The following is a 20,234-nucleotide window of genomic DNA, read 5'->3' as shown; positions in this document are numbered from 1 at the left end:
CTTCTCGCCCGCTTACGGCAACTTGCGCGCTTCTTAAAACAAGGAGCAGCCGATGTCCGGTTCAATGGCCCAGGCGTTCGCGCACAACTTTCTCGGGAACTCGCCACGTTGGTATAAGGCCTGCATCATCGGCTTTCTGATTCTCAATGCCCTGGTGCTGTGGACCGCAGGGCCGGTGGCGGCCGGCTGGCTGCTGGTGCTGGAGTTCATCTTTACCCTGGCCATGGCGCTCAAGTGTTATCCGCTGATGCCCGGCGGCCTGTTATTGATTGAAGCCCTGCTGCTGAAGATGACCACGCCACAGGCGCTGTACGACGAGTTGCTGCACAATTTCCCGGTGATCCTGCTGCTGATGTTCATGGTGGCCGGTATCTATTTCATGAAGGACTTGTTGCTGTACCTGTTCTCGCGCCTGCTGTTGGGGGTTCGTTCCAAGGCCCTGCTGGCCCTGATGTTCTGCTTTCTGTCGGCGTTTCTGTCGGCGTTCCTCGATGCCTTGACCGTGACTGCCGTGATCATCAGTGCCGCCGTCGGGTTTTACTCGGTGTATCACCGCGTCGCCTCGGGTAACGATCCGCGTCAGGACAGCGAATTCAGCGACGACAAACATCTGCCCACCCTCCATCAGGGGGATCTCGAACAGTTCCGCGCCTTTCTGCGCAGCCTGCTGATGCACGGTGCCGTGGGCACCGCATTGGGCGGAGTCTGCACGCTGGTCGGTGAACCGCAGAACCTGCTGATCGGCCATGAAATGGGCTGGCACTTCTCCGACTTCTTTACCCGGGTTGCGCCGGTATCCCTACCGGTGCTGGTTGCCGGACTGGTGACATGCGTGCTGCTGGAAAAGCTGCGCTGGTTCGGATACGGCACGCTGCTGCCGGATAACGTCCGTGCGGTGCTGACCAACTATGCCGCCGAAGACAATGCCGAGCGCACCACACGCCAACGTGCAGCACTGCTGGTGCAAGGCGTTGCCGCATTGATTCTGATTGCCGGGCTGGCGTTTCACATCGCCGAAGTGGGTTTGATCGGTTTGATGGTGATCGTGTTGATCACCGCCTTCACCGGTATCACCGACGAACACCGCCTGGGCACAGCGTTCAAGGACGCCATGCCATTTACAGCATTGCTGGTGGTGTTTTTCGCCGTGGTTGCGGTGATTCACGATCAGCAACTGTTCGCCCCGCTGATCCACTGGGTGCTGACGCTGCCGGCGGACCAACAACCGGGCATGCTGTTCATTGCCAACGGCCTGCTGTCCGCCATCAGCGACAACGTGTTCGTGGCAACCATTTACATCACCGAAGTGAAGCGCGCCTTCATGGCGGGTGAGATGACCCGTGAGCATTTCGAGACGTTGGCCATTGCGATCAACACCGGCACCAACCTGCCGAGCGTGGCGACGCCCAACGGTCAGGCGGCGTTTCTGTTCTTGCTGACTTCGGCGATTGCGCCGCTGGTGCGCCTGTCTTACGGGCGGATGGTCTGGATGGCGTTGCCGTACACCGTGGTGATGGGCTTGCTCGGGTGGTATGCGGTGAGCTACTGGCTGTAACCCCCGGAACAAAATGTGGGAGCAAGCTCGCTCCCACAGAAGATACGTGTTATCCGAGGCGGTGCCAGACGCGGCCGTCACGGGAGAGCAACTCTTCGCCGGCCTTGGGGCCGTTTTCCCCGGCGGCATAGCCCCGCACGCTGGAATCCTGCTGCCAGGCATCCAGGAACGGTTGCACCGCGCGCCAGCCGTTCTCGATGTTGTCGGCGCGCTGGAACAGAGTCTGATCGCCCGTCAGGCAATCGTAGATCAGGGTTTCGTAGCCAGTGGACGGCTGCATCTCGAAGAAGTCCTTGTAGGCAAACCCCAGCTCGATGTTGTCCATCTTCAGGGCCTGACCGGGACGCTTGGCCAACAGGTCGAACCACATGCCTTCGTTGGGCTGGATCTGAATGCGCAAATAGGTCGGCTGCAACTCGTCGACCTCGGTATCGCGGAACTGCGCATAGGGTGCCGGCTTGAAACAGATGACGATCTCGGTGTCACGCACGCTCATGCGTTTACCGGTACGCAGGTAGAACGGCACGCCGACCCAGCGCCAGTTGTCGATCATGACCTTGAGGGCCACATAGGTTTCGGTATTGCTGTCGGGTGCGACCTTGTCTTCCTGGCGATAGCCCGGCAGTGCCTTGCCGTCGATCTGACCTGCAGTGTATTGACCGCGCACCGAGTTGGCGCGGGCCTCCTCCACCGTCCAGGGCCTGATCGCGCCGACGACCTTGGCTTTCTCGCCGCGCACCGCATCGGCACCAAACGCGGCGGGAGGCTCCATCGCCACCATCGCCAGCAACTGGAACAGGTGATTGGGCACCATGTCCCGCAGGGCGCCGGTGTGCTCGTAAAAACTGCCACGGGTTTCCACGCCGACGGTTTCGGCGGCGGTGATCTGCACGTGATCGATGTAGTGATTGTTCCAGAACGCTTCGAACAGGCTGTTGGAAAAACGGCTGACCAGAATGTTCTGCACGGTTTCCTTGCCCAGGTAATGATCGATCCGGTAGATCTGCTTTTCCGTCATCACCTTGAGCAGGCAGGCGTTCAAGGCCTCGGCCGTTTGCAGATCAGAGCCAAAGGGCTTTTCGATCACGACCCTTCTGAACGCCTCGGGGGTCTCCTCCAGCAAGCCGGCGGTACCGAGGCGGCGTGCCACTTCACTGAAGAATCGCGGTGCGGTGGCCAGGTAGAACACCGCATTGCCGGTTCCGCTGTCGGCGATTTTCGCCGCCAGCGCTTGATAAGTGCTGTCGTCCAGGAAGTCGCCCTGGACGTAGCTGATGCCTTTGGCGAGCCTGGACCAGACCGCTGGATCAAGGGTGTGGTCACCCTTGCCAGCCATCTCGTTTCGAATGAAGTCTTCAAGCTTTTGCGCAAAGCCTTCATCGCTGATGGCGTTGTGGTCAACGCCGATGATCCGCAGTCCATCCCCGAGTAGCCCGTTGCGCTTGAGGTTATACAGCGCCGGCACCAACAGACGCTTGACCAGGTCACCATGGGCGCCAAACAGGAACAGCGTCGTCGGTGGTGCGGGTTCAGCCTTGGATTTCCTGCGGATCGCATGGGTCATTTTTTCGAGGTCTCCACATGGCCGCCGAAACCGAAGCGCTGGGCCGAGAGAACCTTGTCGCCAAAGGTCCCTTGCCCACGCGAGCGATAGCGGGAGAATAGCGAATTCGACAGCACCGGCACCGGTACCGCTTGCTCCATGGCGGCTTCGATAGTCCATTGCCCTTCACCGCTGTCGGCCACGGACCCGGAGTAACCGTCGAGCTTTGGATCGCTGGCCAGGGCGTCGGCAGTCAGGTCGAGCAACCACGAGGACACCACGCTGCCACGACGCCAGACTTCGGCGATGTCGGCGACGTTCAGGTCGAAACGCTGGTCTGGCGCCAGGTTCTCGCTGTTTTTGGTTTGCAGGATGTCGAAGCCTTCGGCGAAGGCCTGCATCATTCCGTACTCGATACCGTTGTGGATCATCTTCACGAAATGCCCGGCGCCAGCGGGACCGGCGTGAATGTAGCCACGCTCGGCACGATCGTCGTCGGACTTGCGGTCCCTGGTGCGCGGGATGTCGCCCAGGCCCGGGGCCAGGGTTGCGAACAGCGGGTCGAGGCGCTTAACGGTCTCGGCATCGCCGCCAATCATCATGCAGTAACCGCGCTCCAGGCCCCAGACGCCACCGGAGGTACCGACGTCGATGTAGTGCAGGCCTTTTTCCGACAGGGTTTTCGCCCGGCGGATATCGTCCTTATAGAAGGTGTTGCCGCCGTCGATGATGGTGTCGCCGGCTTCGAGCAAGGTGCTCAGGGTGTCGATGGTTTCTTCGGTCGGTGCGCCTGCCGGCAGCATGACCCAGACCGCACGCGGCCTGTCCAGGCCGGCGACCAGCGCTGGCAGATCGGTGATGCCCGTGGAGCCGTCTGTGGCCAGGGCTTCGACAAAGGCGGTATTGCGGTCAAAAACAACGGTGGTGTGCCCGTTGAGCATCAGGCGCCGCGCAATATTGCCGCCCATGCGGCCCAGTCCAATAATCCCGAGTTGCATGTGCTGATGCTCCCTACTACAAATAAAAGTGTGTCAAAGGTTATAGCCCAACGCGACTCATGAGGTTAGTCCAGAGCGTTGGCATGAAGTTTCCGGGCATTGTGCCCGATCCTGATGGATAACGTCGGGAATCAAGCCGAAGACACAACGACCATGAAAAATAAAAAAGTTCCCTTCAGGGGCAAAAGAAATCAAAATTGGCGCCGATAGTAGATCAGCCGTTGTTTTCGAGGCGGTTCTACAGTTGAGACACGCCATTTGCGAGGTGAGCAATGGGCACAGTACACACCGCACTGCCAGCACAAACCCTTTACGTCACTATCCGTCGTGATGAATTGCGCCAGTTGAAGGACGAACGCGATCAATTGAAACAGGAGCTGGCGCAGTTGCGACTGCTGCTGCAAGCCAATCAGGTGCAGCCCCTGGCTGTGACGCAACGCGCCCCACTCGCCTGACCCCTCCTTTCAAGCGGGAGCAGTCTGCACTGCTTCCGCACCGGCTCACGCCCTGCCACCCTCGGCAAAGAAGACTGTTGGTGAAGCTGATTTCTATTTAATCGAATCAGCGGATAATGCCATTTCGACACTGCTTCATTGATTCATGGACGAAAGGCATCCGACAACTTCAGTGGGAGGCACACCATGAAACACACCACATTGATCCTCGCCGGCCTGATGGCTTTGGGCTCCGCCAGCGCTTTTGCCGAAGGTGGAGCCGAACGCATGCGCTATTACTACGAAAGCCTGCGACTGGCCCAGCAACAAGCCTTGGGCCACCCCATCCAAGGCACTGAGCTGCGGGTGCCCGATGATCAAACCGCACAAATGACTGAAACCTACAGACCGAAATGATCCATGGACTTCTGACCGCGGCTCTGCGATCGGAGAAAACCCTCGGGCGTCCTGATGGACGCCCTTTCTTTGCCTGTCGAGTCAGAGGTTCTTGGTCCAGAACAGCATCCGTCCGTGGGCCGGGTCGAACACGCCAGCAGCGAAACCGGCTTTTTCATACGACCCCTGCGCCACGGCATTGCCTTCCAGCACTTCCAGGGTGAGCTTGCAGCAACCACGCTGACGGGCAATGTCCTCGACCTTTTGCAGCATCTTCTGGCTCAAGCCCAAGCCGCGAAATTTTTTCACCACCGACACATCGTGCACATTGACCAGCGGCCGGCAGGCAAAGGTGGAAAACCCCTCGAAGCAATTGACCAGCCCGGCCGGCTCGCCCCCGACAAAGGCCAGCACACTGAAAGCGTGGGGACGCCGGGCAAGCTCTGCCGGGAGTTGCGCCAGTACATGGGCTGGCAACGGCTGGCCGCCCCCCATCGGGTCCTCGGCGTAGTGGTTCAACACCAGACAAATAGCCTCGGCGTGCACCGGATTGGTGTAACTGGCCTGAAGCACAAGAATTTCTGCGGAGTCCATTTCCATCCTCGATCACACATGAAGTAGCCTCCAGCATGTATTTCACGCTGAAGTGCGCGCTGACCATAGCGCGAGCACCGTGGTATCGACAATCGCAACCGCAGAAATCTCTGGTGCTCAAGCGCCCCAGATCAAGGCTTCGGTCCATCCCAGTTCGGCAAAGTCTTCGGCCCGCAAGTGCGACTCACCGGCGCAGAAAAACTCGTCGAGTTGCGGTGGCTTGACCGAAGTGCCACTGAGCATGGCGTGAACCTGGCCGCGGTGATGGATCTGGTGTTCGAACAAATGGGACAGCAGGCGCAAACGGCTGTCGTGCTGTGGGGTGTCGCGGGCGATGGTCACGATTTTGCCGAGGTCGGCGTCGCGCATCTGCTCACAGTAGGCGATCAGCCGGCGGTCGACGTGGGCCTGTTCGCGAACGAGGTCCGGCGCCACGAGACAGGGCTCGTCTTCCTTGAAAAACACCTGGCAATCGGGATGCGGATCGTCGCCGCGCAGTTCGCGCTCCAGGGCGTCCACATAAAACCAGTCACAGGTGAGGATATGGTTGAGGGTGGCGCGGATAGTCGGGAAGAAACTGACCCGGGGTGCGCTCAGTTCCTGCGGGCTCAACTGACGCCAGGCCTTGGCCAGTCGGTGATTGGCCCAGGCGTTCTGATAGGCCATGGTCAGCAAATGGTGCGACAGGGGCTGATTCATGTTCGCTGCTCCCGATCAAACTTCGGCAAACCGTTGCAGTTGCATTTCCTGTAATCGACTGAGGGTGCGGCGGAACGGAAACTCCAGATATCCCTCGGTGTAAAGCGACGCCATTGGCACCCGCGCTTCAAGGTACAGCGGAACCTTGCGGTCGTAGCATTCGTCCACCAAGGCGATGAAGCGTCGCACACCGTCGTCATGCACCGACAGCTGCGGCAACTCGCGGTCCCCCGCTTCCACCCGCTCGACACCGTCCTCGGTGCCACGGGCAATGCGCCCGGCGCGTTTCTGCGCGCTGAGGTTGGGCACGTCACTCAACAGAATAGCGCTGTAGGTATCGCACAGGGCGATGAAGTCCATGGCCGCGAAGGGTTGCTCGCACAGCGCGGCGTAACGGGTCCAGAGCACGGCCGGGCTGGCCTTGATCACCTCAAGGGAACGGAAACCGACCCTGACCGACTCACTCGATACTGACTGGCCAACGCTCAATGTCTGGAACACTTCACCCAAAGCGCCGGGTTTATCGGGGTCGGCCACCCAATAACGTTGCGATCCGGCACCCGGATGCAGGCGATGGTCTTCCCCGCCATCCACTGCAATCACTTGCATATGCTGCTTGATCGCCGCAATGGCAGGCAGGAAGCGGTCACGGTTGAATCCGTCGGCGTACAACTGGTCCGGCGGCTGGTTGGAGGTGCAGACCACCACCACGCCCTGCTCGAACATCACCTGAAACAGGCGCCCGAGAATGATCGCGTCGCCGATGTCGTTGACGAACAGCTCGTCGAAACACAGCACGCGCACTTCTTCGGCCAATTCACGAGCCAGCGCCTTGAGCGGATCGGCGGTGCCGGTCAGTTGAAACGAGCGTTGGTGCACCCAGCCCATGAAGTGGTGAAAGTGTTGGCGCCGCGCCGGTACCCGCAGGCTTTGGTAGAACTGGTCCATCAACCAGGTTTTACCCCGCCCCACGGGCCCCCACAGGTATACGCCGGAAATGGGCGAACGGCCTTCATGCAGCGCTTCGTGGCATTTTTGCAGCGCCCACACGGCATATTCCTGGGCCTCGTCCTGGACGAAGCCCTTTTGTTCGATGGCGTGCTGCCAGGCGCTTAAGGGGGAATCGATAGTCATGGGCGGCAGTATGCCATTGCGCATGGAAAACGCGACCGGTGATCGGCGGTTTTGTGCAGGAAGGAAAAGCATCTTGACGCATTAGATTACTACCATCATATTTTATAGATGTCGCAAACAATCTATTAAATCCTGTCGCCAGCCCCCTGGAGTCATCCCATGCATTACAAAGTCTTCGGTCGTAAAACCGGCTTGCGTGTTTCCGAACTGGCCCTGGGCGCCGGTAATTTCGGTACCGGTTGGGGCCATGGCGCCGAGCGTGACGAAGCAAAACGCATTTTTGAGGGTTATCGGGAGGCCGGCGGCAACTTCATCGATACCGCCAACGGTTATCAGGGCGGGCAGTCCGAGGCCATGCTCAGCGAGTTCATCGCCGCAGAACGGGATAGCCTGGTCATCGCCACCAAATACACCCTCGGGACTACACCCGCGGCCGGCATTTCCCACACTGGCAACAGTCGCAAGAACATGGTGCGCGCCGTCGAAGAAAGCCTTAAACGCCTGAAGACCGAGCATATCGACCTGTTCTGGGCCCACATGAGCGATGGCGTCACGCCCATGGAGGAGATCCTGCGCGGCTTCGACGACCTGGTCAGTGCCGGCAAGATTCATTACGCCGGGCTGTCGAACTTCCCCGCGTGGCGCATCGCTCGCGCCGACCTTTTGGCCGAGGTGCGCGGTTTTGCGCCGATTGCCGCGATCCAGGTCGAGTACAGCCTCGCTGAACGTACTGCTGAGCGTGAGCAACTGCCGATGGCCGAGGCCCTGGGTCTGGCCGCGACCTTGTGGTCGCCGCTGGGTGGCGGCTTCCTCACCGGTAAGTATCGCAACAGTGAAGGCGACAACCGCGCGAACAAACTCGGCGTGCTGATTCATGCCGAAAAAAGCGCCCGGGAAACCGCCCTGCTCGACGCCTTGATCAGTGTTGCCGCAGAACTGGACGCCAGCCCGACCCACGTGGCCATTGCCTGGCTGCGGGAACAGGCCAAACGCTCGACCACGGCGCTGATTCCGATCCTCGGCTCCCGGACCCGGGAGCAACTGGATGCCACGTTGGGCGCGCTGAATGTGCAGTTGAGCACCGACCAACTGGCACGACTCGATGGCGTCAGTGACGTGGCCAAAGGCGTACCGCATGAATCCATCAGCGGTTCATCCGCGCGCTTCAGCGGCGGTCAGATCCTCGACCTGCCAATCATTCCGGTGGCCTGACACCCATCAAAACTGTAGGAGCGAGCCTGCTCGCGATGAGGGCGGAACATTCAACATCCATGTTGGCTGAACGATCGCTATCGCGAGCAGGCTCGCTCCTACATTTCGACCGCGTACTACTTATCGACCTTATGCCTGGCCGCATACAGACACAGCATCTCCATCGCCAGCGTCGCCGCCGCCAGTGACGTGATCTGCGCGCTGTCATAGACCGGAGCCACTTCCACCACGTCCATGCCCACCAGGTTGATCCCGCGCAGTCCGCCGAGAATCTCCAGCGCCTGCACCGTGCTCAAGCCGCCGCACACGGGGGTTCCGGTACCCGGAGCGAACGCCGGATCGAGGCAGTCGATGTCGAAGGTCAAGTACACCGGGTTGTCGCCGACCCGCGCCCGAATCGCCTCGACAATCGCTTCGCAGCCACGGCGATGCACCTGCCGCGCGTCGAGCACTTGAAAGCCTTGATGATCATCGTTGGTGGTGCGCAAGCCGATTTGTACCGAGCGTGACGGATCGACCAGCCCTTCCCTGGCCGCGTGCCAGAACATGGTGCCGTGGTCGATGCGCTTGCCCTCTTCGTCCGGCCAGGTGTCGCTGTGGGCGTCGAAGTGGATCAGCGAAAGCGCCCCGTGCTTGCGGGCATGGGCCTTGAGCAACGGATAGGTGATGAAATGGTCGCCGCCGAAAGTCAGCATCGCGCTGCCGGCATTGAGGATGTGCTCGGCGTGAGCCTCGATGCATTCCGGTGTCGATTGCGGCGAGCCGAAATCGAAGTCGCAATCGCCGTAGTCGATGACTGCCAGGTGATCGAACGGGTCAAACGTCCACGGCCAGTGCCGTTCCCAGGCAATCCCGGTCGAGGCCGCACGAATGCCCCGTGGTCCGAAGCGTGCGCCGGGGCGGTTGCTGGTGGCCGTATCGAACGGCACACCACTGACCGCCACATCGACCCCGCGCAAGTCGCGGCTGTAGCGCCGGCGCATGAAACTGGTGATACCACCGTATGTACTTTCGGCGGCCGTGCCGTAAAGGCTGTCACGGGTGATGGCTTGATCGTTTTGCACAGGGGCGTCCATTGAAGGCTCCTTCATTTCTGGTTATTGGCGGCTACGGAAAGTGGTCCACAAGCGGGTGCGCTGGCGCATGTCCTTGAGGCTCATGCTGCGGTCGGCGTAAAGCCGGTCACGCACATCGGCGGGTGGGTAAATGTCCGGATCTGTGCGCACTGCCTCATCCACCAGCGGCGTGGCGGCCTGGTTGGCGGTGGCAAAAAATAGCGTGTTGGTCAGCGCCGCGACGGACTCGGGGCGCAACATGAATTCGATGAACTGGTGGGCAGCCTCGGGGTGTGGCGCGTCCTTGGGGATCGCCAGGTTGTCCTGCCACACGATGGTGCCTTCCCTGGGAATCCGGTAGGCGATTTCATAGGGCTTGTTGGCCTTGCGTGCCTGGTCGGCGGCCATGCTCGCGTCACCGTTGTAGGTCAGCGCAAGGCAGAGGCTGCCATTGGCCAGATCGTTGATCTGCCGCCCGCTGGCGACGTAAAGCACCGAGGGTTGCAACTGATGCAATAACGTTTGGGCCGCGTCGAGATCACTCTTGTCGGTGCTGTACGGATCCTTGCCCAGATAATGCAAGGCCAGGCCGATCACTTCCTGTGGTGAATCAATGACCGCGATGCCACAGTCCTTCAGCTTGCTGGCGTATTCCGGTTTGAACAGCAGGTCCAGGCTGTTGAGCGGTACATTCGGCAGGCGTTTGTTCACCTCCTCGACATTCATCCCGAGCCCCAGGGTGCCCCAGGTATAGGGCACGCCATAGCGATTACCGGGATCGACCGCGGCCATCTTTTCCAACAGGTCGGGATCAAGATTGGCGTAGCCCTTCAGGCCCTCATGGGGGATGGCCTTGAGCGCACCTGCCGCCAGGCCGCGCGCCAGTACACTGGACGACGGGACGACCACGTCATACCCGCTGCCACCGGTGAGCAGCTTGGTTTCCAGTACCTCCGGCGCATCGAAGGTGTCGTAGCGCACATGAATCCCCGTCTCCTGCTCGAACCGTTGCAGGGTTTCGGGGGCGACGTAATCGGCCCAACTGTACAGATTGACCACCTTGTCCTCGGCCTGGGCCGAAGCGGCAACGACGAGCAACAGCGCGGGTAAACACAGCTTGAACATGGGAGCCATGACGAACACCTGACCAGAAGAAGTGGTTGCAGGATGCGTCGTCGGATACATTGGTGAAATATCAAGTTAATTAACCTGACTTTATGACGGAGTAATGTTTGATGCTCGGCCAACTGCATGATCTGGATCTGCAATTATTGCGGTTGTTCGTCAGCGTGGTGGAGTGCGGCGGCTTCAGCGCAGCCCAGGGCGAGTTGGGGTTGAGCCAGTCGAGCATCAGCCAGCAAATGGCCAAACTGGAAACCCGCCTTGGCTATCGCTTGTGCAGTCGCGGCAAGGGCGGATTCAAGATCACTCCCAAGGGCGAGCAATTGCTCAGCGCCACCCGTGGACTGTTCGAGTCCATCGAAGCCTTCCGTCATCAATCCAACGGCGTGGCCGGACGCTTGATCGGCGAAGTGCGTCTGGGCCTGTCCGAAGCCCTGGATCAATCGGTGCTGCTACGGGTGGCCGAAGCAATCCGGCGCTTCCGTGAGCGGGACGAGTCGGTGCGTATCGAGCTGATCAGCGCCATGCCCGGCGAGATGGAACGCCTGCTGCTGCAACAGCGGCTGGACCTGGCCATCGGATACTTCTCGCAAGTACAAAGTGCGTTTGACTACCGCGAACTGTTCATTGAAACCCAGCACCTGTATTGCGCCCCCGGCCATCCACTGTTCACTAACCCGACCCCCGAAGATCAGGATCTGCAAGCCTGCGACCGGGTCGATCACCCCTACCGGTTCTTGCGCAGTGACGAACCCTTTCAGGGCAAGTTGTGTTCGGCGCGCTCCGAACAAGTCGAAGGCACCCTCGCCTTCGTCCTTTCCGGCAAGCATGTCGGTTATTTGCCCAGCCACTTTGCCCGTGGCTGGGAAGACAAAGGTTTGCTCAGGGCCGTGCGCCAAGGCGACATGAGTTTCGATGTCGCGTTTCATCTGGCCCGGCATCGGGCTCAGGTGGCCGGCGATGCGCAGAAGGCGTTCGAAGAGGATCTGCTCGCGGCGTTTGCCTGAATACGCGTTGGTCTACGCTGAAACAGTGCCGGTCATCACCATGCAAAAATGCACAGATAACCTGCACTTATCCGGGTTGTACAAGGCAAATTTGCACTGATACGATCCGTCATCGCTCGCGCGCGAGCATCTCGATAAAGACAATAAAAGCAGGGAGTTAGTGATGACTGCTCAGATTTCATCGAAGGGGGCGCAGTTCCTGGATGCCATGCAAAACGAAGTGCTGGCCGAAGTGCGCAACCACATTGGTCATCTGACCCTCAACCGCCCCACCGGCCTCAATGCCCTCACCCTGGACATGGTGCGCAACCTGCACCGCCAGCTCGACGCCTGGGCCCAGGATTCGCAAGTGCATGCCGTGGTCTTGCGCGGTGCCGGGGAAAAAGCCTTCTGCGCCGGCGGCGACATACGCTCGCTGTATGACAGTTTCAAAAGCGGCGACACCCTGCACGAAGATTTCTTCGTCGAGGAATACGCCCTCGACCTCGCGATCCACCACTACCGCAAACCGGTGCTGGCCCTGATGGACGGCTTTGTCCTCGGCGGCGGCATGGGCCTGGTGCAAGGCGCGGACCTGCGCGTGGTCACCGAGAAAAGCCGTCTGGCGATGCCGGAAGTCGGCATCGGCTACTTCCCCGACGTCGGCGGCAGCTACTTCCTGCCGCGCATTCCCGGTGAACTGGGGATTTACCTCGGCGTCAGTGGCGTACAAATCCGCGCTGCCGATGCGCTGTATTGCGGGCTGGCGGACTGGTACCTGGAAAGCGACAAACTGGGCGCCCTGGACGAGAAACTTGACCAGCTCGAATGGCGCGACACGCCGCTCAAGGACCTGCAGGGCCTGTTGGCGAAATTCGCCGTGCAGCAGCTGCCTGATGCGCCACTGGCGACTTTGCGCCCGGCCATCGACCACTTCTTCGCCCAACCCGATGTGCCGAGTATTGTGGAGAAACTGCGCCAAGTAACGGTCGCCGACAGCCATGAATGGGCCGTTACCACCGCCAACCTGCTGGAAACCCGCTCGCCGCTGGCCATGGCCGTGACCCTGGAAATGCTCCGTCGTGGACGCGAGCTGGCGCTTGAGCAATGTTTCGCCCTTGAACTGCATCTGGACCGCCAGTGGTTCGAACGCGGCGACCTGATCGAAGGCGTACGCGCCTTGCTGATCGACAAAGACAAGACACCCCGCTGGAACCCGCCCACCCTCGAGGCGCTGGACGCCGAACACGTGGCGAGCTTCTTCAGCGGGTTTGACCAGAGCGAGAGCTGAGCCATGCACGATATCGAATTGAGCGAAGAGCAAGTCATGATCCGCGACATGGCCCGGGATTTTGCCCGTGGCGAAATCGCGCCCCATGCCCAGGCCTGGGAAAAGGCCGGCTGGATCGATGACGGCCTGGTGGCCAAGATGGGCGAACTGGGATTGCTGGGCATGGTGGTCCCCGAGGAATGGGGCGGCACCTATGTCGACTACGTCGCCTACGCCCTGGCCGTGGAAGAAATCTCCGCCGGCGATGGTGCGACTGGCGCTTTCATGAGCATCCACAACTCCGTGGGCTGCGGGCCGGTGCTCAACTATGGCAGCGAAGAACAGAAACAGACCTGGCTGGCGGACCTGGCCAGTGGCAAGGTCATCGGCTGCTTCTGCCTGACCGAACCCCAGGCCGGTTCCGAGGCACACAACCTGCGCACCCGCGCCGAACTGCGCGACGGCCAGTGGGTGATCAACGGCGCCAAGCAATTCGTCAGCAACGGCAAGCGTGCCAAGCTGGCGATTGTGTTTGCCGTGACCGATCCGGATTTGGGCAAGCGTGGCATCTCGGCGTTCCTGGTACCGACCGATACCGCCGGCTTTATCGTCGATCGCACCGAACACAAGATGGGCATCCGCGCCTCCGACACCTGCGCGGTCACTCTGAACGACTGCACCATCCCCGAGGCCAATCTACTGGGAGAACGCGGCAAGGGCCTGGCCATCGCCTTGTCCAACCTCGAAGGCGGCCGCATCGGCATCGCAGCTCAAGCACTCGGCATCGCTCGCGCGGCGTTTGAAGCGGCACTGGCCTACTCCCGTGATCGGGTGCAGTTTGGCAAGACGATCAATGAACACCAGAGCATCGCCAATTTGCTGGCCGACATGCACATGCAACTCAACGCGGCGCGACTGATGATCCTGCACGCCGCGCGCCTGCGCACGGCCGGCAAACCCTGCCTGTCGGAGGCCTCACAAGCCAAGCTGTTTGCGTCGGAAATGGCGGAAAAGGTCTGCTCGTCCGCCATTCAGATTCATGGCGGTTACGGGTACCTGGAAGATTATCCGGTGGAGAAGTACTACCGGGATGCGCGGATCACGCAGATTTATGAAGGGTCGAGCGAGATTCAGCGGATGGTGATTGCACGGGAACTGAAGAACTACCTGGTGTGAAGCCTTGTAGGAGCGAGCTCGCTCGCGATGGAGGTCAACGATGACGCGGGGTACCTGAATCGCCCCGGTGCCCTCAGGTTTTTCGCGAGCAGGCTCGCTCCTACAAGGGATCTCATAAACACTGAGGTCCAATGTGGGAGCGACGGTGCGGCGGTCCGACCTGCTCGCGATGAGGCTCGCAAGAACACTACATCACTTACCCTGGAACTCAGCCTCGCGCTTGGCAATAAACGCCGCCATCCCTTCCTTCTGATCCTGCGTCGCAAATGCCGCATGGAACACTCGACGCTCAAAACGCACGCCTTCGGCCAGGCTCACTTCAAAGGCACGGTTGACGCTTTCCTTGACCATCATCGCAATCGGCAACGATTTTTTGGCGATCAATGCCGCGACTTTCAGCGCCTCGTCCAGCAGCTCATCGCTCGGCACGATACGCGCCACGATGCCGCAACGCTCCGCTTCCACGGCATCGATCAGACGACCGCTCAGGCACATTTCCATGGCCTTGGCCTTGCCCACGGCGCGGGTCAGGCGCTGGGTGCCGCCCATGCCCGGTAGCACGCCGAGGTTGATTTCCGGCTGGCCAAATCGGGCGTTGTCGCCAGCCAGGATGAAGTCGCACATCAGTGCTAGTTCACAGCCGCCACCCAGGGCGAAACCGTTGACCGCCGCGATGATCGGCTTGCGGCGGTTGGCCACGCGATCGCTGTCGCTGAACAGGTCGTCGATGTAGATCTGCGGATAGGTCAGCTCAGCCATTTCCTTGATGTCGGCACCGGCAGCAAAGGCTTTTTTCGAACCGGTCAGGACGATGCAGCCGATGTTCGAGTCAGCCTCGAAGCCATCGAGGGCCTGGTTCAGTTCGCTGACGATCTGCGCGTTCAACGCGTTCAGCGCTTGCGGACGGTTGAGGGTGATCAGGCCAACGCGACCGTGGGTTTCCAGCAAAATCGTTTCGTAGCTCATAAACAACTCCTGTTTTACATAAGGCCAGATCCCTTGTAGGAGCTGGCGCAGGCTGCGATCTTTTGACTTTGATTTTCAAGATCAAAAGATCGCAGCCTGCGGCAGCTCCTACAGAGGTCTCCTTTTCAAAGGTTGCGCGAAATGACCATGCGCTGAATATCGCTGGTGCCTTCGTAGATCTGGCAGACCCGCACGTCGCGGTAGATCCGTTCCAGCGGGAAGTCGTTGAGGTAACCATAACCGCCGAGGGTTTGCAGCGCCGATGAGCATACCTTTTCGGCCATTTCCGAGGCGAACAGTTTGGCCATAGACGCTTCGACCAGGGCCGGCTGGCCGCTGTCACGCAGGGCGGCGGCGTAGTGCACCATTTGCCGCGCCACGGCGATCTGGGTCGCCATGTCCGCCAGACGGAAGGCCACGGCCTGGTGCTCGATGATCGGCTTGCCGAAACTCTCACGCTCACGGGCGTAGTCGCGAGCCGCTTCGAACGCAGCGCGGGCCATGCCCACCGATTGCGAAGCGATACCGACGCGACCGCCTTCAAGGTTGGCCAGGGCAATCCTGTAGCCTTCGCCCTCCTCGCCCAAACGGTTGGCCACCGGCACCTTCACGTCTTCGAAGAGGATCTGGCAGGTGTCGGACGCATGCTGGCCGAGCTTGTCCTCGACCCGCGCGACGGTGTAGCCCGGTGAATCGGTCGGCACGATAAAGGCGCTGATGCCGCGTTTGCCGGCACTCGGATCGGTCACCGCAAACACGATCACCACCCCGGCATTCTGCCCGGACGTGATGAACTGCTTGCAGCCGTTGAGCACGTAATGATCGCCTTCCAGGCGCGCACGGGTTTTCAGGCCGCTGGCGTCGGAACCGGCCTGGGGTTCGGTCAGGGCAAAGGCGCCGAGCATCGCACCGCTGGCCAGTGGTTTGAGGAAGCGCTCCTTCTGATCGTCGTTGCCGTACTTGAGGATCGGCACACAACCCACGGAGTTGTGCACGCTCATGATGGTCGAGCAGGCACCATCACCGGCGGCGATTTCTTCCAGGGCCATGGCGTAGGCCAGGTAACCGGTGTCGCATCCGCCCCACTGCTCCGGCACCAGCATGCCGAAGAAGCCCAGCCCGGCCATCTCGCCGATGGCTTCCTTGGGAAAGCGGTGCTCGCGATCCCATTCGGCGGCGAACGGTTTCAGCCGTTCCTGGGCAAAGTCCCGGGCCATGTCGCGGATTTGTGTTTGGTCGTCATTGGGGATCATGGTGAATCCTTGAAGTTTAATTGCCCCCTGTAGGAGCGAGCTTGCTCGCGAAGAACGTCAGGGCACCGCGTTCATCCAGGCGCCCCGCGTCATCGTTAACGTCCATCGCGAGCAAGCTCGCTCCTACAGGGACTGCGAAAGCCTCAGTAGAGGCATTCCACGGCCATGGCCGTCGCTTCACCGCCGCCGATGCAAATCGCCGCGACGCCACGCTTCAAGCCTTTCTGGCGCAGGGCCGAAAGCAAGGTCACGATAATCCGCGCACCGGACGCGCCGATCGGGTGACCGAGGGCGCAAGCGCCACCGTGCACGTTGAGTTTCTCGTGAGGAATTTCCAGATGAGTCATCGCGGCCATGCCGACCACGGCGAAGGCTTCGTTGACTTCCACCAGATCGACGTCATTGAGCGACCAGCCGGTTTTCTTCATCAACTTCTTGATCGCACCAATCGGTGCCACCGGGAACAGGCCCGGCGTATCGGCAAACGCCGCGTGACCATGAATCACCGCCAACGGTTTCAGCCCTTGTTTCTGTGCCTGGGACTGGCGCATCAGCACCAGCGCGGCCGCACCGTCGGAGATTGAACTGGAGTTGGCCGCGGTCACCGTACCGCCCTCGCGGAACGCCGGCTTCAACGAAGCGATCTTGTCCAGCCTGGCTTTTGGCGGCTGCTCGTCATCGCTGATCACCACCTGCTCTTTGCCGACCGTCACGGTCAGCGGGACGATTTCGGCCTTGAAGCTGCCGTCCTTGATCGCCTGCTGCGCACGAGTGGTCGAGGCGATTGCGAACGCGTCCTGGGCTTCACGGCTGAAGCTGTTGGTTTCGGCGCATTCTTCGGCGAAGGTGCCCATCAGGCGGCCCTTGTCGTAGGCGTCTTCGAGGCCGTCGAGGAACATCGAGTCCTGCACCCGGCCATGGCCCATGCGGTAACCGGCACGGGCGCGGTCCAGCAGGTAGGGTGCGTTGGACATGCTTTCCATGCCACCGGCGACCACCACGTCGGCACTGCCCGCCACCAGCATGTCGTGGGCCAGAATCGCTGCTTCCATGCCCGAGCCACACATCTTGTTCAGGGTGGTGCAGCGGGTCGATTTATCCAGACCCGCACCCAGCGCTGCCTGACGTGCAGGCGCCTGACCAAGGCCGGCCGGCAGTACGCAGCCGAACAACACTTCGTCGACGCTTTCACTGGCAACACCGGCACGTTCGACGGCGGCCTTGATGGCGGCCGCACCGAGTTGCGGCGCGGTCAGACTTTTCAGTTCGCCCTGGAAACCGCCCATCGGAGTGCGGACGGCGCTGACGATAACAATTGGATCGTTGGACAGAGTCATGACAAATCCTCCTTACTTGGCGGCCATGCGCAAGGCGCCGTCGAGACGGATCACCTCGCCATTGAGCATGCTGTTTTCAATGATATGCCTGACCAGCCCGGCGTACTCGGCCGGTTTGCCCAGGCGTGGCGGGAACGGCACGCCGGCGGCCAGGGAATCGCGGACTTCCTGGGTCATGCCAGCCATCATCGGCGTTTCGAAGATGCCGGGGGCGATCGTCATCACACGGATGCCGAAACGCGCCAGTTCCCGGGCCGCCGGCAAGGTCAGGCTGACAATCGCGCCCTTGGACGCCGCGTAGGCCGCCTGGCCAATCTGGCCGTCGTAAGCTGCAGCCGACGCGGTGTTGATGATCACGCCGCGCTCGCCATCGGCATCCGCTTCGGTTTCGGCAATCGCCGCTGCCGCAAGGCGCAACATGTTGAAACTGCCGATCAGGTTGACGTTGATCACCTGGCTGAAACCGGCCAGCGCATGCGGACCGTTCTTGCCGAGGATCTTCTCGCCACGCACGATGCCGGCGCAGTTGACCAGACCATTGAGGCCGCCAAAGGCCTTGACCGTCGCCTGCACCGCGGCTTCGGCCGCCGCTTCGTTGCTGATGTCCGCCACCACGCTGTGCGCGCCAAGGCGCTGGGCCTGGGTGGCAACGGCTTCGGCGTTCATGTCCACCAGCATCACTTTCGCGCCAGCGGCAACCAGCACCTCGGCGGTGGCGGCACCGAGGCCGGAAGCGCCACCGGTGACGATAAAAATCTTGTTCTCGATCTGCATCATTGTTTCCCTGGATTCAAGCTGGAACGTTCTTCGCCGCGGCCTCTTGAGCCTTGGCGATTTCCTGGTTGCGCAAGATAAAGCGCTGCAATTTGCCGCTTGGGGTTTTCGGCAATTCGCTGACAAATTCGATTTCGCGGGGGTACGAGTGCGCCGCCAGACGTTTGCGCACGTGCTGGCGCAGCTCTTCGGCCAACTCGGGGGCAGCGCGGTATTGCGGGCTGAGCACGACGAAGGCCTTGACCAGTTCGGTGCGCTCCGGGTCGGGTTTGCCGACCACGGCGGCCTCGACCACCGCCGGGTGTTCGATCAGCGCACTTTCCACGTCGAACGGACCGACCCGGTAGCCAGAGGTGGTGATCACGTCATCGCTGCGACCGACGAAGCTGATGCTGCCGTCCGGGTTCCACTCGACGGTGTCGCCACTGAGGTAATAGTTGCCGACAAAGGCCTTGGTCGGCCCGCCTTCGTAGCCGGCGAACCAGCACATCGGCGATTGGCTGCGGTCGATGGCCAGGATGCCCGGCTGGCCAACGCCCAATTCCTTGTATTCGTCATCCAGCACCACGATACGGTGGCCCGGCGAGGCAAAACCGGCGGCGCCCATGTGGATCGGATGTTCCAGGCCGTGGTGGTTGCACAGCACCATGCCCAGTTCGGTCTGGCCGTAATGGTCGTGGATGACCACGCCGAGGTTGTCGGCGAACCAGCGGATCACTTCCGGGTTCAGCGGCTCGCCGGCGCTGCTGACGATACGCAGCTTGCCCTTGATCGATCTGGCAAATTCATCGCCGCCGGCAATCAGCAAACGGTAGGCCGTCGGCGAACCGGTGAGGTTGGTAATCCCGTACTTGTTGATCACCCGGCAGGTGCTTTCGAGGGTGAACGGGCCATCGTAAAAGGTGATCGGATGCCCCATGGACATGGGGCCCGTGACACCGAAATAAATGCCGTAGGCCCAACCCGGATCGGCGACGTTCCAGAACGCGTCTTCCGGGCGCAGATCCACCGCATCGCGGGTGTAGCTCTGGAACGCAACGATGGCCTTGAGCGGCACCGACAGTGCTTTCGACGGGCCGGTGGTGCCCGAGGTGAACATCAGCAGGAACGGATCTTCCCCGGTCAGCAGCACCGGCTCGCAGTCGGCGCAATAGTTGGCCAGTTCGGCCCAGAAACTGAAATCGCCGCGGACCAGGCCCTGCCCTTTGGGGCCGGTGACGGTCACCGTGGTCGGGCAATCGGCGACTTCGGCGAGTTTCGGCCGGTTCACTGCATCGGTGACCACCACTTTGGCGCCAGAGCTGCTCAGGCGGTGCTCGATGGCTTTGGGACCGAACGCGGTAAACAGCGGTTGATACACCGCGCCGATGCGCCAGGTGGCGAACACGGTGATCAACAGTTCGATATTGCGTGGCAACAGGCCGGCCACCTTGTCGCCTTTCTTCACGCCTTGGGCCAGCAGGAAATTGGCCAAACGCGCGGCCTTGTCCTGCAGTTCGGTGAAGGTGAAAGCCGCGCTACTGCCGTCGCGGCCTTCCCAGAACAGCGCGATGCGCCCCGGCAAGGCATGCCGGTCACAGCACTCGATACAGGCGTTGAGGGCCGTCAGATCGCCTGCAAGTGCGGCATCGACGGTGTGCTGATAATTGAACTGAGAAGTAGCAGACAAGTAATCGCGCATTGCCAGAATCCCTCTGTGTTTCTTATTAGGTTGGGGGAACCGTAATCAA

At 61.0% G+C, this 20,234-nt stretch carries 19 protein-coding genes; 7 read left to right on the top strand and 12 right to left on the bottom strand.

The features are described from left to right. Positions 1 to 52 precede the first annotated feature (52 nt). Entirely contained in the window at positions 53 to 1,555 is a 1,503-nt protein-coding gene (gene nhaB, locus KGA83_RS20645; protein WP_115948172.1) for a sodium/proton antiporter NhaB, read from the top strand. Positions 1,556 to 1,604: 49 nt separating this feature from the next. Here nhaB and zwf read toward each other — a convergent pair whose 3' ends face one another. Together zwf and gnd are read right to left on the bottom strand one after the other, a co-directional pair. After that, on the bottom strand, positions 1,605 to 3,119 hold the full coding sequence (zwf, locus tag KGA83_RS20640; protein ID WP_108217491.1) for a glucose-6-phosphate dehydrogenase: 1,515 nt from the start codon (positions 3,117 to 3,119) through the stop codon (positions 1,605 to 1,607). After that, a complete protein-coding gene (gene gnd / locus KGA83_RS20635) occupies positions 3,116 to 4,096 on the bottom strand; it encodes a phosphogluconate dehydrogenase (NAD(+)-dependent, decarboxylating) (RefSeq protein WP_223530709.1) in 981 nt (326 codons plus the stop codon). The genes zwf and gnd overlap by 4 nt, the downstream gene beginning before the upstream one ends. Positions 4,097 to 4,368: 272 nt before the next feature. Between gnd and KGA83_RS20630 the strand changes: the two genes are divergently transcribed. Together KGA83_RS20630 and KGA83_RS20625 are read left to right on the top strand one after the other, a co-directional pair. Continuing rightward, positions 4,369 to 4,551, top strand: a complete 183-nt coding sequence (locus tag KGA83_RS20630) for a DUF6026 family protein (RefSeq protein ID WP_108217489.1) — start codon at positions 4,369 to 4,371, stop codon at positions 4,549 to 4,551. 186 nt (positions 4,552 to 4,737) lie between these two features. Then, complete coding sequence (locus KGA83_RS20625) at positions 4,738 to 4,947, top strand: hypothetical protein (RefSeq protein ID WP_108217488.1); 210 nt, start codon at positions 4,738 to 4,740, stop codon at positions 4,945 to 4,947. 81 nt (positions 4,948 to 5,028) lie between these two features. On the opposite strand, the gene KGA83_RS20620 is transcribed toward KGA83_RS20625, so the two are convergent. The 3 genes from KGA83_RS20620 to zapE form a co-directional block, all read right to left on the bottom strand. Next, a complete protein-coding gene (locus KGA83_RS20620; protein WP_108217585.1) occupies positions 5,029 to 5,520 on the bottom strand; it encodes a GNAT family N-acetyltransferase in 492 nt (163 codons plus the stop codon). Positions 5,521 to 5,637: 117 nt separating this feature from the next. After that, positions 5,638 to 6,219 carry a DinB family protein gene (locus KGA83_RS20615; RefSeq protein ID WP_108217487.1) on the bottom strand — a complete coding sequence of 194 codons (582 nt, stop codon included), beginning with the start codon at positions 6,217 to 6,219 and terminating at the stop codon, positions 5,638 to 5,640. 15 nt (positions 6,220 to 6,234) lie between these two features. Next, positions 6,235 to 7,353: a cell division protein ZapE gene (gene zapE / locus KGA83_RS20610; RefSeq protein ID WP_108217486.1), complete on the bottom strand. Its 1,119-nt coding sequence runs from the start codon at positions 7,351 to 7,353 to the stop codon at positions 6,235 to 6,237. 159 nt (positions 7,354 to 7,512) lie between these two features. Here zapE and KGA83_RS20605 point away from each other — a divergent pair, with 159 nt between their 5' ends. Beyond that, positions 7,513 to 8,565 (top strand): aldo/keto reductase, encoded by a 1,053-nt coding sequence (locus KGA83_RS20605; RefSeq protein ID WP_108217485.1) that lies wholly within the window; start codon positions 7,513 to 7,515, stop codon positions 8,563 to 8,565. A gap of 116 nt (positions 8,566 to 8,681) precedes the next feature. On the opposite strand, the gene speB is transcribed toward KGA83_RS20605, so the two are convergent. Then, positions 8,682 to 9,641, bottom strand: coding sequence for an agmatinase (speB, locus tag KGA83_RS20600; RefSeq protein WP_108217484.1), 960 nt, complete (start codon positions 9,639 to 9,641; stop codon positions 8,682 to 8,684). Between the two features lie 21 nt (positions 9,642 to 9,662). Continuing rightward, a complete protein-coding gene (locus KGA83_RS20595; RefSeq protein WP_108217483.1) occupies positions 9,663 to 10,754 on the bottom strand; it encodes a polyamine ABC transporter substrate-binding protein in 1,092 nt (363 codons plus the stop codon). Positions 10,755 to 10,855: 101 nt separating this feature from the next. Here KGA83_RS20595 and KGA83_RS20590 point away from each other — a divergent pair, with 101 nt between their 5' ends. From KGA83_RS20590 to KGA83_RS20580, 3 genes are all read left to right on the top strand, one after another. Then, the gene (locus tag KGA83_RS20590; RefSeq protein ID WP_108217482.1) at positions 10,856 to 11,749 is read left to right on the top strand and encodes a LysR family transcriptional regulator; all 894 of its coding nucleotides are present in this window, start codon (positions 10,856 to 10,858) and stop codon (positions 11,747 to 11,749) included. A 163-nt stretch (positions 11,750 to 11,912) separates the two neighbouring features. Further along, positions 11,913 to 13,019, top strand: a complete 1,107-nt coding sequence (locus KGA83_RS20585) for an enoyl-CoA hydratase/isomerase family protein (protein WP_108217481.1) — start codon at positions 11,913 to 11,915, stop codon at positions 13,017 to 13,019. A gap of 3 nt (positions 13,020 to 13,022) precedes the next feature. Further along, entirely contained in the window at positions 13,023 to 14,174 is a 1,152-nt protein-coding gene (locus KGA83_RS20580) for an acyl-CoA dehydrogenase family protein (protein WP_108217480.1), read from the top strand. 192 nt (positions 14,175 to 14,366) lie between these two features. On the opposite strand, the gene KGA83_RS20570 is transcribed toward KGA83_RS20580, so the two are convergent. The 5 genes from KGA83_RS20570 to KGA83_RS20550 form a co-directional block, all read right to left on the bottom strand. Next, the gene (locus KGA83_RS20570) at positions 14,367 to 15,140 is read right to left on the bottom strand and encodes an enoyl-CoA hydratase (protein ID WP_057714717.1); all 774 of its coding nucleotides are present in this window, start codon (positions 15,138 to 15,140) and stop codon (positions 14,367 to 14,369) included. Positions 15,141 to 15,265: 125 nt separating this feature from the next. Further along, complete coding sequence (locus KGA83_RS20565; RefSeq protein ID WP_108217479.1) at positions 15,266 to 16,393, bottom strand: acyl-CoA dehydrogenase; 1,128 nt, start codon at positions 16,391 to 16,393, stop codon at positions 15,266 to 15,268. Between the two features lie 143 nt (positions 16,394 to 16,536). Beyond that, the gene (locus KGA83_RS20560) at positions 16,537 to 17,730 is read right to left on the bottom strand and encodes an acetyl-CoA C-acyltransferase (protein WP_223530707.1); all 1,194 of its coding nucleotides are present in this window, start codon (positions 17,728 to 17,730) and stop codon (positions 16,537 to 16,539) included. Between the two features lie 12 nt (positions 17,731 to 17,742). After that, positions 17,743 to 18,504 (bottom strand): SDR family NAD(P)-dependent oxidoreductase, encoded by a 762-nt coding sequence (locus tag KGA83_RS20555; protein ID WP_115948174.1) that lies wholly within the window; start codon positions 18,502 to 18,504, stop codon positions 17,743 to 17,745. 16 nt (positions 18,505 to 18,520) lie between these two features. After that, entirely contained in the window at positions 18,521 to 20,185 is a 1,665-nt protein-coding gene (locus KGA83_RS20550; RefSeq protein WP_223530706.1) for an AMP-binding protein, read from the bottom strand. Positions 20,186 to 20,234: the final 49 nt, after the last annotated feature.

It is taken from the genome of Pseudomonas sp. GL-R-19, assembly GCF_019956375.1.
Lineage (GTDB): Bacteria > Pseudomonadota > Gammaproteobacteria > Pseudomonadales > Pseudomonadaceae > Aquipseudomonas.
The sequence above is the reverse complement of the archived record's forward strand: the minus strand, read 5'-3'. Positions and strand labels throughout refer to the sequence as shown.